Raw genomic sequence first — 16,491 nt, forward strand, 5'->3', positions numbered from 1 at the left:
CGTTCAAAGGAAAGCGCTGCCGGAAAACCTCCGGCAATAAATAAGAGTGAACTTTCGTTCACTCTTCTGCCGGCTTCCTATGTAACTGTATAACAGTGTAACACTGTTTTATACAAATTGCAAGGGAATTCTTTCTTAAGTTCACTTAAGTTCCCTTATAAAAACTACTCATACACGTGCCTTTGTTCCTGTACCATCCCGCTTTGCCAGACGCAATCTGTTTAATGCTACTTCTTTTTCTTTATACAGCGCCTTTGCTTCCGTACCCTCTTCAAACAAATATATCTGCTCCAACTCATCTTTCTTCTGAAGCTTTATCCCTCGTACGCCCACGGCGCCTTTCTTCTTTTCCGGAACTTCCGCTGCCATAAACCTTAGGAAATACCCGCCCTTTGTCTGCAATACAAGATTCTGGTTTTCATTGACCACGCAGACGGCAAGCAGCCTGTCCTCCTCGTTTAACTTCGTTGCCGCTATCGTCCGTTTCGACACCTGAAATTCACTTCCATCTACTCTCTTTAACATTCCCTGAGTGGTGGCAAACAGTAATCTGGCAAAACGCATCTGCTCGGCATCATATACTGTGATGATCTGCTCTTCACTGCTCACATAATTACTTACGTTATCAATCGGGATCCCCTTATCTCTAAATTTCCCATAAGGCAGATCTAACACCTTGATCTGATGCATTTTTCCTGTATCTGTAAAAAGGCAGATTTTTCCTGTGTTCATGCAGCGGACAATGTATTTATTCTCGGCATCCGCCGCCTCTTTGTTTCTCTCATATACAGAAACATCCACTGTCTTGGCATAACCGAACCTGTCCATCAAAAATACGACTTCCTGTTCCTCGATCTTTTTTTCTTCAAAGACCGCTTCTTCTGCATTTTCTACGACCGTCCTACGTTTTCTTCCGTATTCCTTTTTATACAAATCCAGTTCTTCCATGATAAGATTCGCCATAGAATCATAGTTATTTAGAATGTCCTCATATCTGGCAATATTTTTCAGCGTCTGTTCATGCTCTTTTTGCAGTGCCTCGATCTCTAATCCGATCAGCTTATATAAACGCATTTCTAAGATCGCTGCCGCCTGCCTCTCGGTAAATCGAAGAAGTGCGGCCATCTTTTTGGAAATGCCGGACTTAAACTTGATGTTGTCCGTTACACCGTTGACCAGGCAGGCTTTCGCATCTTTTACAGATGTACTTCCCCGCAGGATCTCGATGATCAGGTCGATCACATCACACGCCTTGATCAGCCCTTCCTGTACTTCCCGCCTTTCTTCCTCTCTTTTGAGCAATGTCTTATATTTTCTCGTCGCCAGTTCAAACTGGAAATCCACATGGTGCTCGATCACCGCCTTCAGTCCCAAAGTCTCCGGTCTGCCCTCCGCCACGGCAAGCATATTAACGCCGAACGTATCCTCCAGACGTGTCTTTTTATAGAGCATATTTTTTAGATTTTCAACGTCCGCTCCTTTTTTGAGCTCTAATACGATACGGATTCCTTCTTTGGAAGACTGGTTGGAAATATCTACAATATCTGTTGTCTTTTTGGACTCTACCAGCCCTGCTACATCATTTAAGAACTTGCCGATTCCACTTCCGATCATTGTGTAAGGAATCTCCGTGATAACAAGTTGTTTCTTACCGCCCTTTAAATCTTCTACTTCTACCTTGCCGCGGATTTTGATCTTTCCCTGTCCTGTCTCATAAATCTGCAGCAGATCGTCTTTATTTACTACGATCCCGCCTGTAGGGAAATCCGGTCCTTTGATATATTTCATCAGTTGTTTCGTACTGATCTCATCATTTTTCATATACGCCTTCACGGCTTCGATGACTTCGCCTAAATTATGCGTCGGGATGCTGGTCGCCATCCCGACCGCAATCCCTTCTGCCCCATTGACAAGCAGATTCGGTATACGCACGGGAAGAACGACGGGTTCTTTCTCTGTCTCGTCAAAATTTGGTCCAAAATCAATCACATCTTTATCCAGATCAGACAGATAGACTTCCTGTGTAAATTTCGTAAGCCTTGCTTCTGTATACCGCATTGCCGCCGCACCGTCTCCCTCGATGGAGCCAAAATTTCCATGTCCGTCTACTAATACCATACCCTTTTTAAATTCCTGCGCCATCACGACCAGAGATTCATAGATAGAACTATCCCCGTGAGGATGATATTTACCCATCGTATCTCCCACAATACGCGCACATTTACGATATGGTCTGTCATAGCGTATCCCCAGTTCATGCATATCATAGAGTGTCCTTCTCTGTACAGGTTTTAAGCCGTCCCGCACGTCTGGCAGTGCGCGCGCGATGATAACGCTCATGGCATAATCGATGTACGATTTTTTCATAAGATCTGAATACTCTGTCCTTATTATCTGTGATTCACTGTTCATTTCCTTATCTCCTCGTCATTTCAGACACATTATATATCCAATTCTGCCTCTGTGGCATTTTCATAAATAAACGCCTTTCTCGGAGGCACCTCCGTTCCCATCAGCATCTCAGTCACACTTGATGCCATACGCGCATCTTCGATCTCCACCAGTTTCAAGAGTCTCCTTTCAGGATCCAGCGTCGTCTCCCAGAGCTGCTGTGCGTCCATTTCTCCAAGTCCTTTATATCTTTGCAGTGTAAAACCGCCGTCATGGGTTTTTCTGTATCTTTCCAGCGCTTTATCATCATACAGATACTCTTCCTCTCCTTTTTTCGGCATAGCCTTGTATAGAGGCGGCATGGCAATATACACATGCCCTTCATAGATCAGCTCCGGCATAAATCTGTAAAACAGCGTCAAAAGCAACGTAGAGATATGAGCGCCGTCTACATCTGCGTCTGCCATAATGATGATCTTATCATAGCGCAGCTTGCTGATATCAAAATCATTGCCGTATCCTTCCGAAAACCCGCATCCAAACGCATTGATCATCGTCTTGATCTCTGCATTGGCAAGGATTTTATCAATACTGGCTTTCTCCACATTTAAGATTTTTCCCCGGATCGGAAGGATCGCCTGGAAATTTCTATCCCGCGCTGTCTTTGCCGAACCTCCCGCAGAATCTCCCTCCACGATAAAAATCTCACATTTACTCGGATCCCGGCTCTCACAGTTTGCTAATTTCCCATTACTGTCAAAAGAATACTTCTGCTTCGTCAAAAGATTCGTCTTTGCTTTTTCTTCTGTTTTTCGTATCTTTGCCGCTTTTTCCGCACTGGAAAGGACTTTTTTTAGCACTTCAAGATTACGGTCAAAGTACAATACAATCTCATCTCCTGTCACCTTACCTGCCGCTCTTGCCGCGTCCGGGTTGTCCAGTTTTGTTTTCGTCTGTCCTTCAAACCGTGGATCCGGATGTTTGATAGAGATGATCGCCGTCATGCCATTTCGTATATCTGCTCCGGTAAAGTTGGCATCCTTCTCCTTCAGGATACCAAGTTCTCTGGCATACTGGTTCATAACCGTTGTGAACGTCGTCTTAAAACCAGTTAGATGTGTACCGCCCTCGGCATTATATATATTATTACAGAACCCAAGCACATTTTCATGGAATTCATTGACATACTGTATAGCCGCCTCTACCTCGATCCCTTCCGACTCTCCCTTGAAATAGATAGGTGCATGCAGCACTTCTTTTTTCTTATTTAAATCCTGGATATATCCTATGATTCCTTCCGGTTCATGATATACTTTTTTTTCCGCTTTTTCGCCACGCTTGTCCTCAAACACGATTGTCAGTTCCGGATTCAGATAGGCTGTCTCATGCAGACGGCTCTTTACCTCATCGGCCTTAAACCTCGTCTTTTCAAATATCTCACCATCTGGCAGGAAATTCACTTCTGTTCCCGTCTTTCTGGTCTTTCCTACTTTGGGAAGCAATCCGTTTTCCAGCTCTATAACAGGAAGTCCTCGTTCATATCGATCATGATGTACATAGCCGTCTCTACTGATCTTTACATCCATATACACAGATAATGCATTTACGACTGAGGAACCGACTCCATGCAGTCCCCCGCTTGTCTTATAGGCTGAATCATCAAACTTTCCTCCTGCATGCAGTGTTGTATAGACAAGGCGAGCAGCAGATACACCTTTCTGATGCATATCAACAGGAACTCCGCGTCCATTGTCAATAATAGTCGCGGAGCCGTCTTTTTCCAGCGTCACTTCGATCTTTGAACAAAACCCTGCCAAATGCTCATCCACTGCATTGTCTACAATCTCATAGATCAAATGGTTCAACCCTTTGGTCGATACGCTTCCGATATACATTCCCGGTCTTTTTCGGACTGCCTCCAGCCCCTCCAATACGGAAATACTGTCCGCATCATATGTATTCTGCTTTCCCATATTTACTCTCTCCTACTTCTTTTACACCTCTTGCCAGGGCTCGCTCTCCCTGCACTATTGGTTAATTCTAGCACATAAGATAGGGGTTTTCAAATGATTTTTCCTTTTCAACAGCCCCTTTATTGCGTAAGAACCTGCTGTAATGTATCTGCCAGCACTTCCATTGCATTCATCATTTCTCCTACCGTATTCGTCTGCGCACCAGCTTCGATCAGGAGAGATTTCGGCACCAGATGCAGATTATATCGATAGCCTCGCAGGTAAATATGCCTTGCAAATCCCGGATATGTACTTTCACAGGCAAGTTGCATCTGCAGAGAAAAAGCGAGGTTATCCTGTATGTAGGGATTATAAAGATACGCAATATCTCCGTTTGTACGCGTTCTGCTCAATCCGTTAAAAAACATGATCTTCGCCGTCTGCTTTCCATTTACCTCCGTCACCAAATGTGTATCGTCACCCACTCCGTCCCGATGCAGATCAATCACTACTTCTATCGTCGGATTCGCTTCCAAGATCGGACGGATAGAAGCTTCTGCATTCTCATAAGCATTGCTCCTGTCAAGCTGCCCATTGATAATATCATAGACACCCGTATCATGGATCGTCTCGATCCCTTTCTCGTTTAAAAGTTTTGTCAGATACTCTCCAACACCTACAATACTCGTACTGGTATCTCCCGGCGTAGAATCAATAAATTCCTCCTGGGAATGGGTATGGAAGATCAACACCTTCGGACCGCCTGTACTAGTATCTATCTTCATGCTGCGGCCAAGCAGATCGTCTGCGTTGAGTTGATCCGGTCCTATCATAGTGGAGCTGTCTACCGTATAAAAGTTACTCAGCAGGTAATCAAAATCCCGCAGCTTTTCTATAGACATATCTATAGAAGAAGTTACAGGCTGTGTCTCCTGTGATACCTCTGTGTCTTCCTCTCCGATCAATTTCCCGTTTTCATCTACTGCGTGTTCGTCGTTTGCCTGGCTTTCCAATATTTTTGCGATCGTCTCTTCATCTTCCATAGGAGCTTCATATGTCTTTTTCTCTTCCACATATTGTACGACCGGCAGCCATGCATACGCTTTCTTTGCGATCCATGCTCCCATGCCCTGTTCTGGTTTTTTATGTAGATAGGCAAGTCCCGGCATATACATTTCTTCTGCCTTATACAGCAGATCCCCCTGCATTTCATAGCCAAAATCCCTTGCCGCTGTTTTTCCAACGACTCCTATAGCCCAGGCGCCTGCGAAACATAGAATAATAAGCAGTCCTTTTAACTGTTTTTGCTTTCTATTATTCAATCTGTTCACCTCTGCAAAAAGTGTGCTTCGCTATCTTTTAAAAAGATAGATTTAGGAGCACACTTTTCTTTTTCTTTCAGACGCGCCGGATATTTCCTTCCGGACTCTTTCTTACATTGTATGAATATTTTCTCCTATTATGCCTTTTCTCCTAAATAATACATTCAACGCTTCCGAGATCGTATAACTGATCTGATCTACCATTTCGTCTACATCCTTTGGTGTAACAAACATTCCGTTTAAATGAGGTGCGATTAGTTCTTTTACCAATTCATACTTTTCGCCTGCAGTATAAGAACGCAAAACTTCTCCCGCTTTTTTCAGCGTATCGGAAGTTTCAAGAGCTGCTATGAAATTTTCCATCGTATCATTTACGATCGTCGCTGCGTCTACCACTGTTGGAACCCCTATACCGATCACAGGGACTCCCAGAGATTCTTTATTCAGTCCGCTCCTGTTATTTCCCACTCCTGTTCCCGGATGTATCCCTGTATCTGCGATCTGGATCGTCCGGTGCAGTCTTTTACTGTTTCGTGCGGCTAATGCGTCCACTGCGATCACCAGGTCCGGTTTTGTCTCTTTGATCACGCCTCGTATGATCTCGACAGTTTCCATACCCGTCTGTCCCATCACACCCGGCACGATCGCACTAATCATATTGGCATTTTCCATCCCCATCGCATACTTTCCATATTCTTTTACAATATGTCTTGTCACTGTCAGATGATCGACCACATTGGGTCCCAGCGCATCCGGCGTCACCTGTCGATTCCCAAGCCCGACTACCAGTATAGATACATCTTCTTTCTCAATCGTATTTCCCCGGATCAGTTCCTGCACATATTTTGCCAATTCTTCTGCTATCTCCCTATGATACTCCTCATCCGGCACAGACAGGTTAGGCGTCTCTAGAGTCAAGTAGGTTCCAACCGGTTTCCCCATTACTTTGGCTCCCTTCTCCGTCTCTATCCTCACTCTAGTCACACGAATCTCTTTTTCCTCATCATAATGTTCTTCCAGTACGACTCCCTGTACTTCTACATTATCCGATTCAAACCGCTCTTTTTCTTCCAGTGCAAGGTCTGTACGAATACTATACTTATCCAACATACTCCATCCTCACTTTATTCTTGTTTCGCGGCTTATGCCCTTTCATGCCGGCAAACTTCGCCCGATGTTGTTTAGTTTTACCGTATTTTTCATAAATATGTATTGACAAGCCTCAATACTTGGCATAAAATGAATGAGTATGTTTCATTGGAACGTCCGTGTCCGAATCCAGTGAAATGATAAATTACATTTGAAATTTCGCATATTTGGAGGTGTACAGGTTGGCTAACATTAAATCTGCTAAGAAGAGAATTTTAGTGAATGAGACAAAAGCTGCAAGAAACAAAGCAATCAAATCAAAGGTGAAAACTGCTGTGAAAAAGGTAGAAGCTGCGATCGCCGCAAAAGATGCAGAGGCTGCAAAGACTGCTTTACACGCGGCTATCGTTGAGATCTCAAAAGCTGGAAGCAAGGGTGTTTACCACAAGAAAACTGTTTCCAGAAAGATTTCTCGTTTATCAAAAGCTGTAAATACGATTGCTTAATTGATCTGATATAGAGAAAACAAAAAGACATCCGCTGCCGTCAGGCGGATGTCTTTTTTAATGTGGGCCAGACAGTGATGAGCATCGTGACAAAAGATGCCGTACCGCCAATGGCATTCGATATAGGTTCTGCCAGAAATACCCCGTCCGTTCCCAGACCTGCCACCATTGGAAGAAAAAGTGTCAGCGGAACCACAATGATGATCTTCCGAAATAGGGAAAAGAAGATCGCTGGTTTAGGCAGATTCAGCGCCTGGTATGTAGACTGCCCGGAAAATTGAAGCGCCATCATAAAGATTCCGCAGAAATACAGCCGCATTGCAGGGATTCCTTTTTGTATCAACTCTGGTTCGTTTGTAAACAGATGCAGGAAAAAACGCGGTTCGAAAAAGAGAACAGCCCACATCAGTACCGTAAATACCATACAGCTTCCTGCCATAAATTTGATCGCAGATTTTACACGTGTATAGCACTTTGCCCCATAATTATAGCCGATCACCGGCTGTGCGCCGGATGTCAGTCCTGTCACCGGCATTGTAATGATCTCTCTCACTGAATTGATAACCGTCATGATCCCCACATATACGTCTCCCCCATATCTGGAAAGCATCGCATTGCAGACGATCTGCACCGTTCCGTTCGTAATATACATGATAAAGCCTGCTGCCCCAAGCAGCACAATTTCCTTCACCAACTTTACATCTATACGCATAGCATCTCTGCTCAATTTCAGGATCGCTTTTTTTCCTGTCAGAAATTTAAGCACCCATAATGCCGACGCTCCCTGAGAAATAACGGTGGCCACTGCGGCACCTCTGACTCCCATATGAAAACCAAAGATCAAAACCGGATCTAAAATAATATTGAGCACAGCTCCCAGTAATACAGTAAACATCCCCGTCTTTCCAAAACCCTGAGAATTGATAAAATTATTCATCCCCAGACTGATCATGACAAAGATCGTCCCCAGCAAATAGATCGTCAGATATGCGTCTGCATAGGGAAATGTGGCATCACTGGCGCCGAACAGATACAAAAGCGGTTTTTTGAACAATAGACCGGATACCATCAAAATACCGCCGCACACAAGCAGCATAGAAAAAGAGTTGCCCATGATACACTGTGCTTTTCTTTCTTCATGCCCGCCTCTGGCGATCGAACACAACGGTGCACCGCCCATCCCGAACAGATTGGCAAATGCTGTGATGATCGTAATAATAGGAAGCGCCAGTCCGATCCCTGTCAGTGCTTCCGCAGAAGTGTGCGGAATATGCCCTATATAAATACGGTCCACGATACTGTAAAGTACATTGATCAACTGTGCTAATGTCATAGGCAGGGCCAGACTTAAGATATTTCTGGCAATGCTCCCTTTACTGAAATCATTTCTGCTTTCCACTCATCCTCTCCCCTTCCTGTGTGACTCAAACTCTATTATATACCCGTCGCCAAAAAAAGTACACATATCAAACACGAGTTTGATATGCGTACTTTTTTTACTTGCCGCTTCCGGCTGATTTCTTAGTTCCTGCTCACGGATCCTGCCGCAAAATTAGTTATTGATCAGTTTGTCCTCGTCACTCCAGCTATAGAGCTTTCTGATCTCTTCCCCAACCTTCTCTGCCGGATGCTCGGAAGCAAGTTTTCTCATTGCTCTGAAGTGTGCCTGTCCTCCTGCTTCTGACATATCCAGCAAAAATTCTTTTGCAAAGGAACCATCCTGAATATCCTTTAAAATCTGTTTCATCGCTTTCTTCGTCTCTTCTGTGATGATCTTTGGACCTGTAATATAATCACCATATTCTGCCGTATTGGAGATAGAATATCTCATACCTGCAAAACCAGACTGATAAATCAAATCTACGATCAGCTTCATCTCATGGATACATTCAAAATAAGCGTTTCTTGGGTCATATCCCGCCTCAGTCAGTGTCTCAAATCCCGCCTGCATCAGCGCACATACACCGCCGCACAATACAGCCTGCTCGCCAAAGAGATCTGTCTCTGTCTCTGTTCTAAATGTTGTCTCCAGGATACCTGCTCTTGCGCCACCGATCGCAAGCCCATACGCAAGCGCTTTATCAAGTGCTTTTCCTGTGGCATCCTGATGCACTGCTACCAGACAAGGCGTTCCTTTTCCTGCCTGATATTCGCTTCTTACAGTGTGTCCCGGAGCCTTTGGCGCGATCATAGTCACATCTACATTTGCCGGCGGTACGATCTGCCCAAAATGGATGTTAAAACCATGCGCAAACATCAGCATATTGCCTTCTTCCAGATTCGGCTCAATATCCTTCTTATAAAGCGCAGCCTGTTTCTCATCATTGATCAGAATCATGATAATATCTGCCTTCTTTGCAGCTTCTGCTGCGGTAAATACTTCAAATCCCTGTTCTTCTGCTCTTTTCCAAGAACGGCTTCCTTCATAAAGTCCGATGATCACATTACATCCGGATTCTTTTAAGTTCAGCGCATGTGCGTGTCCCTGGCTGCCGTAACCAATGATCGCGATAGTTTTCCCTTCTAACAGAGAAAGATTACAGTCTTCCTGATAATAAATTTTAGCTGCCATTTTTCATTCCTCCTAAATTTACATTCCAGCATGGCTATGCTGTGTTTTCTGAAAATTTATAGTTAAAGGCTCCTGCCCTTAGCTTTCTTTTATGCACCTGTTTTAGTCAATATATGTAATATCCTTGCTTCCCCTGGCGAGTCCTGTGATCCCTGTCCGTGCCAGTTCTAATATCTCATAGTCTTTGAGCAGATTTAAGAATGCTTCCAACTTAGACTGATTCCCCGTTAATTCGATCATCAAAGATTCTTCTTCCACATCTACGATCTTCGCACGGAAAATATCTGCCACAGAGATGATCTCTCCTCTCTGTGCGGCATTCGCGCGCAATTTTACCATGATCAGTTCCCGATAGACAGATTCTTCATCTTTTAAAACTTTGATCTCAATCACATCTTCCAGTTTTCTGACCTGCTTTTCAATCTGTGAAAGGATCAGTTCATCTCCGGAAGCAACAACTGTGATCCTTGTAAATCTTGGATCTGCCGTCATACCTGCGGTGATACTGTCTATGCTGTATCCTCTTCTGCTGAATAAACCTGCGATCCGGCTGAGTACTCCCGGATTATTGTCGACCAACAATGAATAGACCTGTTTTCTCATGTATTTCCTCACTTTCCCGGTTTCATTGACCTTGCAGAAAAAACAGAGTGCGTTCTGTTTTCTATAATATTAGCAACTATGTCTGCTTTTGTCAAGAGAATCCGTTCATTAATTCTTGATGTTACTTATTCCTTATTTTTCCTGCTGCTGCCGCTCAATCTGCTCTGCCAGATCATTTAAATATACCCAGCGTTCCGTCTTTTCCTCCAGTTCTTTCTCCGTCTTTTCTTTCTCCTGCATAAGTTCAGACAAACGCACGGAATTCGTCGCGTTTTTCTCTATTTCTTGTTCTGCTTTTTCTAGTTTTTCTTCCAATTGTGCGATTTCCTCGTCGATTCTCTCATATTCCCTTTGTTCTTTATACGAAAATTTTAGATTTGTCTGATGGTCTTGCTTCCATGAACGTTTGTTCCTCATTTCTTCTTTCTCGTCCGTATATGCCTGATTTTTCACTTTTGCAGCTGTTTTCCTCGTTTCTGTATTTTCCGCCTTTTTTCTTTTTTTCTCCATATAATCCGTATATCCGCCCTCATATTGTACAAATCTGCCCTCACCCTCAAAAGCAAATATACGATCTGCGATCGTATCCAGAAAATACCGGTCATGGGAAACAGCAATCACGATCCCTACAAAAGATTCCAAATAATCTTCTAATATGTGGAGTGTAGGAATATCCAAGTCGTTGGTCGGTTCATCTAACAAAAGAACATTCGGGGCTCCCATCAGTACTCTCAAAAGATAGAGCCTTCTTTTTTCTCCTCCTGACAGCTTTGAAACCGGCGTATACTGCATAGAAGCATTGAACAGAAATCGTTCCAGCATCCGGGAAGCCGATATCCTTCCCTCTTTCGTCGGAAGATACTCCCCCACCTCACGAATGTAGTCAATCACTCTTTGCTCCGTGTCCATCTGGGGCGTCTCCTGTGCAAAATGCCCTATCTTGATCGTCTCGCCGATTTCCACATGCCCACTGTCCGGTCTTAATTCCCCTGCCAGGATCTTCATCAACGTAGATTTACCGCATCCATTCTCTCCTATGATCCCAAGTCTTTGATTCTTCAGTACGATATAACTAAAATCTGCAAGAATTGTTTTTTCCCCATACATTTTACATATATGAGATACTTCTATCGTCTTTTTCCCCATTCTGCTTTCTACAGATTCCAGTTCTACCGTCATATCTTGTATAGGCGCTGCCTGATTTTTCAGTTCTTCCAGACGGAGCAGTCTTGCCTTTTGCTTTGTACTTCTGGCACGGCACCCTCGCTTTGCCCATTCTAGCTCTGCTCTTAACACACTGTTTCTCTTTCGCAGAGAGGCGAGTTCCATTTCCTCTCTTGCTGCTTTCATTTCCAAAAACTTTGTATAGTTCGCCTCATACTCATAGATTTTCCCATGATCGATCTCCCAAATCCGGTTCGTTACTCTGTCCAAGAAATAACGGTCATGGGTGACCATGATGACACATCCCTTAAACCGATTTAAAAATGCTTCCAGCCAGGCTGCCATTTCATTATCCAAATGATTCGTCGGCTCATCTAAGATTAGGATCTGCGCCGGTTCAAGCAGTGTCCTGGCTAGAGCTGCACGCTTTTTCTGTCCGCCGGAAAGGTATTGTACATTCGCCTCATGGTCAAACAGTCCCAGCCTGTTTAGAATCGTTTTTGCCTCGTTATCTGTCTCCCATTCTTCCTTTTGCATTTTTCCTTTCATTACATAGGACAACACTGTCTCCTCTTTTGTAAAGAGAGGATTCTGTGGGAGATAAGCAAGACGTATACCATTTTTTACGGTTACTTGCCCTATATCTGCCGGTTCCAATCCGGCGATAATTTTTAATAAAGTGGTTTTTCCCGTCCCATTAATCCCAATGATGCCGATCTTGTCCCCCTCCTGGATCCCACAGGAGACATCAGCAAAAATACTTTTTTCTCCAAATTCTTTACTGATATGTTCTATATTTAAAATATTCATATATTTTCCTTTCGTACCATAGTGAAAATCTAAGATTTTTCTTAATTTTTCTTCCGATGCTTGAGTCCTGCCAAAAAAAGTTATACCATATATAGAGTTATCTTTATGAAAGCGAGGATTGTTATGCGTACAACCAAAAAGCACTCTACTATATTTGATGATGATTTTGAAGTCACATATGAAGATGATCCATCTGTCTTCACTGACATACAGCACACAGATGTTCCAAAACGGAAATACTTTGAAGATGTAGACTATGAAGATGAAGACGACTACAAACACAGAGCAGGATATAGAAATTATGACGATACCTGTTACGACCTCCCCGATGAAAAGGAATATAAAAAAAGGAAAAAACGCCGGAAAAGTTCTGTTCCTTTAGCCGCGCCAATACGAAAAGGCGGAAAAGCGCTGTCCAGATTTTCCAGTACCGTGATCCGGCGTCTTTCCCTCCTTCTCATCCTGGCAACTACATTTTATGTAACTTATAATTTCTGGCGCGGAAGCGCGCTATATGGAGATATCATAGAAGCATGCAGGACAATGCAGGTTACCCCTGTATTGGCAGCATACTTTAGTGTAGCTGCCCTTTTCCTGCTCTTTGAACTTATTTCCCTTTTCTGGGCAATGACTAGAACAAAAGTGCGCGATGGTTTCTCTTCCTGGAAGGAGGATACCGGCAGAGGGATGTTTTCCTTCATCGCCGTGTTTGTCTCCTCCTATCTGGCATTTCTCCTAAACCGTTTTATCCCGGATTCTTTGGAAGTCCTATACGGTCTAAAAGGCGCTCTGGATGTCTATGGTTCTCTGTACAATGTCCTCTTTGGCCTGTGCACGGCAGGCGTAATTTCCTGCCTTATACGGAAACATCGGCACTGAGCACAAATATATAAATCATACACGAAAACATCCGCCGCCGATAAATTCTCTCAGCAGTGAATTTGTCGGCACGTATTCACTTCCGATTCCCACAAAATAATCAAAAAACTTCAAAAGACGCTTTGCCTCTGCATATTCCGGCGATTTTTTTTCTACGCCGAACAGCAGCGGTTCCACATATTGTTTCAGTACAGCAAGTTCATATAAAAGTGAAGAATTGAACATAACATCTGCTTCCTCCTGAAACGGGAAGATATTTTCTTCTTCTCCTCTCCTCACCGACTGCCACATAGCGATCGTATTTTTCGCAGATGTTCCTCTTGTTCTTGCATCCCGCACGAGCCTGCGTATAAGCCGTCCATCTGTAGATGGTATCCGGTTATGCTCGTCAATATTTAACTGGGTCAACGCACTGATATAGATTTTAAATTTGTTTTCATCAGAAAGTGCTTCTGTCAGCTTTGGATTCAAACAATGAATCCCTTCTATCACAAGAATATCATTTTCTCCAAGCTTTTTGGGTGTCGTATCATAAGTCCGCACCCCTTTCTTAAAATTAAAGATCGGCAGATACACTTCTTTTCCCGCCAGGAGTGCCTCCATATCTTCATTAAATTTCCTTACATCAATTGCTTCAATACACTCAAAATTATACTTCCCATTTTCGTCTTTTGGCGTATCCTCACGATTCACAAAATAATTATCCACAGCGATCGGATGCGGCTTCATGCCGTTTACTCTAAGCTGTATGGATAAACGATGGGAAAACGTAGTCTTTCCTGAAGAAGAAGGACCTGCGATCAACACAAATTTTACATTCTTTCTTTTGGCGATCTGCTCGGCTATCGCACCAATACGCCTCTCTTGATAGGCCTCCTGCACAAGCACTACTTCCCGCATATCACATTTTGTAACCATATCATTAAGTGCCCCTACTGTATCTATCTCCTGACTGTCTCCCCACTCAACGGACGTTTTAAGCACTTCAAAGAGCTTCGGGCTCGGAGCAAACGGCGGCACCTCTTCCGGTCTTTCTTTCACGGGCATCTGTATCACAAATCCCTTGTCATAAAGATGCAGAGAAAAATACTGCAGACAGCCGGCGTCCGGAACCATGTATCCATAATAATAATCCTCAAATTCATTCATACTATAAATATTAACCTTTGACACACGCCTGTATTCAAACAGTCTTTCCTTATCATACATCCCATGCCGACGAAACAGCTCCACTGCTTCCGATGTATGGACAGAACGTTTCTTGATCGGCATCTTTTCTCTGGAAAGTTCCCGCATCCTATGCTCTACTTTTTCAAGAAATTCCTGGTCAAGTACAACATTTCCTTCCACCGTACAGTAGTACCCCTTGCTGACGGAAAAATGGATACGCACACGTTCTACTGTATCATGTCCTCCTACATCATGCACCGCTTTTACCAGAAGAAAACACATACTTCTCTTATATGCAGCATGCCCGATCTGATCTGCCGTTGTAAGAAAAGTAATCTCACAGTCCTGTTCCACTGTCTTTGACAATTCTTGAAGACGGAACTCATTTACATAGACCAGGACAATCTGGTGCGCATATTTTTCTTGCAATTCTTCTGCTATTTTTTTGTACGTAGTACCTGCTTCATAGATTTTTGTCTCATTTTCGATCTTTACTTTACAATATTTTTTCTCCATTTTTCCTCCTTTTATTCAGCTGTGGTCAGGAGTCACTATACAACCTGAAACGGATGAACGACCGGAGCTGCCGTCACCTCCAGACCAGGAAGCTTTTTCTCCAGAAAGTGTTTCATGTCTTCTATAAAGACATATTCTGTTCCATAGTGTCCCGCGTCAATGATAGAAAGTCCCTGTTCTACCGCATCCAGCCCATCATGATGTCCTATATCTCCTGTCACAAGAACATCTGCTTTTTTCCGTATCGCCGCTGAAACAGCGCTTTTCCCACTTCCCGGTGATATGGCAAGCCGTGAAACGCTTTGCTCCATATTCCCAAATATTTTTACCGTTCCTAGTTTTAATGTATGTTTCACATAGACGCCACATTCTTCCAAAGACATTTTTCGCGGCAGGGTACCTACTCTTCCAATTCCCTCTTCGCGCCCATCTTTCTCCATTGTAACATCCAGTACTTCGGCATTTTTCAACTGCAGGATCCTTTCCGTTAAATCTGCCATTCCAAGGACATCATAATTTGTATGCATAGCATAGTATGCGATGTCAGACTGGATTAACGCAACGACCCTTCTACTTATAAAATCTCTGTCTGTCACGCATTTCAAAGGAGAAAAAATAAGAGGGTGATGCGTGATCAGCATATCTGCCCCAGCTTTCTTAGCCTGCTCGATCACAGATTCTGTCGCATCCAGGGCGATATATACTTTCTTCACTTCTTTTTCACTTCTCCCTGCCAGAAGTCCCACATTGTCAAAACTAAGCGCGGCTTCCGGCGGATAGGAAGCCTCTATCACTTTCATGATTTCCTTACACAGCATAATACTTCATTCCTTTCTCTATGCATAGAAGTTCCTGTCTCAACTGTTCTTTTCTATCTTCTATCCTCTTTGTTCCTCCATTTTGCAGATGCTTTAGTATCTGCTTCTTTAGATTGCCTTCCCTTTTCAGATACTCATACAGCACCGGATCTTTCTTTTCCAAAAGAAGCCTTCCATACTGAAGTTCTGTCTCACTCCAATTCTGTTCCTGCTCTTTTTTCCCCGGTACTACTTTCATCATAGGATAATATTTTCCTTCCTCCTGCACCATCTTCTCCTCTATAAACAAAAAACCCTCCTGTAGCAGAAAGGCTCTCACTTTTGCGGTCTCCGACTGCGGCTGAAGAATGCACTCCTTTAAATAAGCCAGGCTATTGCCTGCCCGTTCTAAAATATGTATCATCAAACCCCCGCCCATTCCCGCGATCACTGCACACTGCGCTTCGCCCGGCCGCAGTTTATCCAGTCCGTCAGAAAGACGCAGTTCTATTTTATCTTCCAAGGCGTGCTCCTGCACATGGTCTTTTGCTCTTTTTAAAGGTCCCGGTCTGACATCCATCGCTACCGCAGAAGGGATGATCCCATTTTCCGTTAAATAGATTGGGATATAGGCATGATCTGTACCTATATCCGCCAATTTATATCCGGCAGTCACCAAGGAGGCAACTGCCTGTAATCTTCTTGATAGTTCCATGACTG

13 protein-coding genes are annotated in these 16,491 nt (G+C 43.6%); 2 read left to right on the top strand and 11 right to left on the bottom strand.

The features are described from left to right. Positions 1-168: 168 nt before the first annotated feature. The 4 genes from WKT01_RS01440 to gpr form a co-directional block, all read right to left on the bottom strand. Positions 169-2,412, bottom strand: coding sequence for a DNA gyrase/topoisomerase IV subunit A (locus WKT01_RS01440; protein WP_340311328.1), 2,244 nt, complete (start codon positions 2,410-2,412; stop codon positions 169-171). A gap of 29 nt (positions 2,413-2,441) precedes the next feature. Then, on the bottom strand, positions 2,442-4,364 hold the full coding sequence (locus tag WKT01_RS01445; RefSeq protein ID WP_117975536.1) for a DNA gyrase/topoisomerase IV subunit B: 1,923 nt from the start codon (positions 4,362-4,364) through the stop codon (positions 2,442-2,444). Positions 4,365-4,483: 119 nt separating this feature from the next. Beyond that, complete coding sequence (spoIIP, locus tag WKT01_RS01450; RefSeq protein ID WP_418888117.1) at positions 4,484-5,674, bottom strand: stage II sporulation protein P; 1,191 nt, start codon at positions 5,672-5,674, stop codon at positions 4,484-4,486. A gap of 102 nt (positions 5,675-5,776) precedes the next feature. Then, a complete protein-coding gene (gene gpr, locus WKT01_RS01455; RefSeq protein WP_117975537.1) occupies positions 5,777-6,775 on the bottom strand; it encodes a GPR endopeptidase in 999 nt (332 codons plus the stop codon). Positions 6,776-6,996: 221 nt separating this feature from the next. Between gpr and rpsT the strand changes: the two genes are divergently transcribed. Continuing rightward, the gene (gene rpsT, locus WKT01_RS01460; RefSeq protein ID WP_117975538.1) at positions 6,997-7,260 is read left to right on the top strand and encodes a 30S ribosomal protein S20; all 264 of its coding nucleotides are present in this window, start codon (positions 6,997-6,999) and stop codon (positions 7,258-7,260) included. A 40-nt stretch (positions 7,261-7,300) separates the two neighbouring features. Here rpsT and WKT01_RS01465 read toward each other — a convergent pair whose 3' ends face one another. The 4 genes from WKT01_RS01465 to WKT01_RS01480 form a co-directional block, all read right to left on the bottom strand. Then, the gene (locus WKT01_RS01465) at positions 7,301-8,659 is read right to left on the bottom strand and encodes an MATE family efflux transporter (protein ID WP_117975539.1); all 1,359 of its coding nucleotides are present in this window, start codon (positions 8,657-8,659) and stop codon (positions 7,301-7,303) included. A 153-nt stretch (positions 8,660-8,812) separates the two neighbouring features. Then, positions 8,813-9,832: a ketol-acid reductoisomerase gene (gene ilvC / locus WKT01_RS01470; RefSeq protein WP_059069819.1), complete on the bottom strand. Its 1,020-nt coding sequence runs from the start codon at positions 9,830-9,832 to the stop codon at positions 8,813-8,815. A gap of 102 nt (positions 9,833-9,934) precedes the next feature. Beyond that, positions 9,935-10,435, bottom strand: a complete 501-nt coding sequence (ilvN, locus tag WKT01_RS01475; protein WP_059069821.1) for an acetolactate synthase small subunit — start codon at positions 10,433-10,435, stop codon at positions 9,935-9,937. A gap of 132 nt (positions 10,436-10,567) precedes the next feature. Next, positions 10,568-12,409: an ABC-F family ATP-binding cassette domain-containing protein gene (locus tag WKT01_RS01480; protein WP_117975540.1), complete on the bottom strand. Its 1,842-nt coding sequence runs from the start codon at positions 12,407-12,409 to the stop codon at positions 10,568-10,570. 123 nt (positions 12,410-12,532) lie between these two features. On the opposite strand from WKT01_RS01480, the gene WKT01_RS01485 reads away from it, so the two are divergent. Continuing rightward, positions 12,533-13,288 carry a hypothetical protein gene (locus tag WKT01_RS01485; RefSeq protein ID WP_117975551.1) on the top strand — a complete coding sequence of 252 codons (756 nt, stop codon included), beginning with the start codon at positions 12,533-12,535 and terminating at the stop codon, positions 13,286-13,288. A gap of 15 nt (positions 13,289-13,303) precedes the next feature. Here the strand turns inward: WKT01_RS01485 and WKT01_RS01490 are convergent, their stop codons facing one another. Genes WKT01_RS01490 through WKT01_RS01500 form a run of 3 tightly spaced genes read right to left on the bottom strand, consistent with a single transcriptional unit; the run spans position 13,304 to position 16,486 of the window. Beyond that, on the bottom strand, positions 13,304-14,974 hold the full coding sequence (locus WKT01_RS01490; RefSeq protein ID WP_117975541.1) for a nucleoside kinase: 1,671 nt from the start codon (positions 14,972-14,974) through the stop codon (positions 13,304-13,306). Positions 14,975-15,009: 35 nt separating this feature from the next. Then, entirely contained in the window at positions 15,010-15,792 is a 783-nt protein-coding gene (locus WKT01_RS01495; protein ID WP_117975542.1) for a Nif3-like dinuclear metal center hexameric protein, read from the bottom strand. Beyond that, the gene (locus WKT01_RS01500) at positions 15,782-16,486 is read right to left on the bottom strand and encodes a tRNA (adenine(22)-N(1))-methyltransferase (RefSeq protein WP_117975543.1); all 705 of its coding nucleotides are present in this window, start codon (positions 16,484-16,486) and stop codon (positions 15,782-15,784) included. The genes WKT01_RS01495 and WKT01_RS01500 overlap by 11 nt, the downstream gene beginning before the upstream one ends. Positions 16,487-16,491 lie beyond the last annotated feature (5 nt).

It is taken from the genome of Mediterraneibacter sp. ICN-202921, assembly GCF_037890075.1.
Taxonomy (GTDB): Bacteria; Bacillota; Clostridia; order Lachnospirales; family Lachnospiraceae; genus Mediterraneibacter; species Mediterraneibacter massiliensis.

Bases quoted from the DNA above. Each gene is read 5' to 3' on its own strand.
- WKT01_RS01440 (WP_340311328.1), bottom strand. From the start codon at position 2,412: ATGAACAGTGAATCACAGATAATAAGGACAGAGTATTCAGATCTTATG.
- WKT01_RS01445 (WP_117975536.1), bottom strand. From the start codon at position 4,364: ATGGGAAAGCAGAATACATATGATGCGGACAGTATTTCCGTATTGGAG.
- gpr (WP_117975537.1), bottom strand. From the start codon at position 6,775: ATGTTGGATAAGTATAGTATTCGTACAGACCTTGCACTGGAAGAAAAA.
- ilvC (WP_059069819.1), bottom strand. From the start codon at position 9,832: ATGGCAGCTAAAATTTATTATCAGGAAGACTGTAATCTTTCTCTGTTA.
- ilvN (WP_059069821.1), bottom strand. From the start codon at position 10,435: ATGAGAAAACAGGTCTATTCATTGTTGGTCGACAATAATCCGGGAGTA.
- WKT01_RS01480 (WP_117975540.1), bottom strand. From the start codon at position 12,409: ATGAATATTTTAAATATAGAACATATCAGTAAAGAATTTGGAGAAAAA.
- WKT01_RS01485 (WP_117975551.1), top strand. From the start codon at position 12,533: ATGCGTACAACCAAAAAGCACTCTACTATATTTGATGATGATTTTGAA.
- WKT01_RS01490 (WP_117975541.1), bottom strand. From the start codon at position 14,974: ATGGAGAAAAAATATTGTAAAGTAAAGATCGAAAATGAGACAAAAATC.
- WKT01_RS01495 (WP_117975542.1), bottom strand. From the start codon at position 15,792: ATGCTGTGTAAGGAAATCATGAAAGTGATAGAGGCTTCCTATCCGCCG.
- WKT01_RS01500 (WP_117975543.1), bottom strand. From the start codon at position 16,486: ATGGAACTATCAAGAAGATTACAGGCAGTTGCCTCCTTGGTGACTGCC.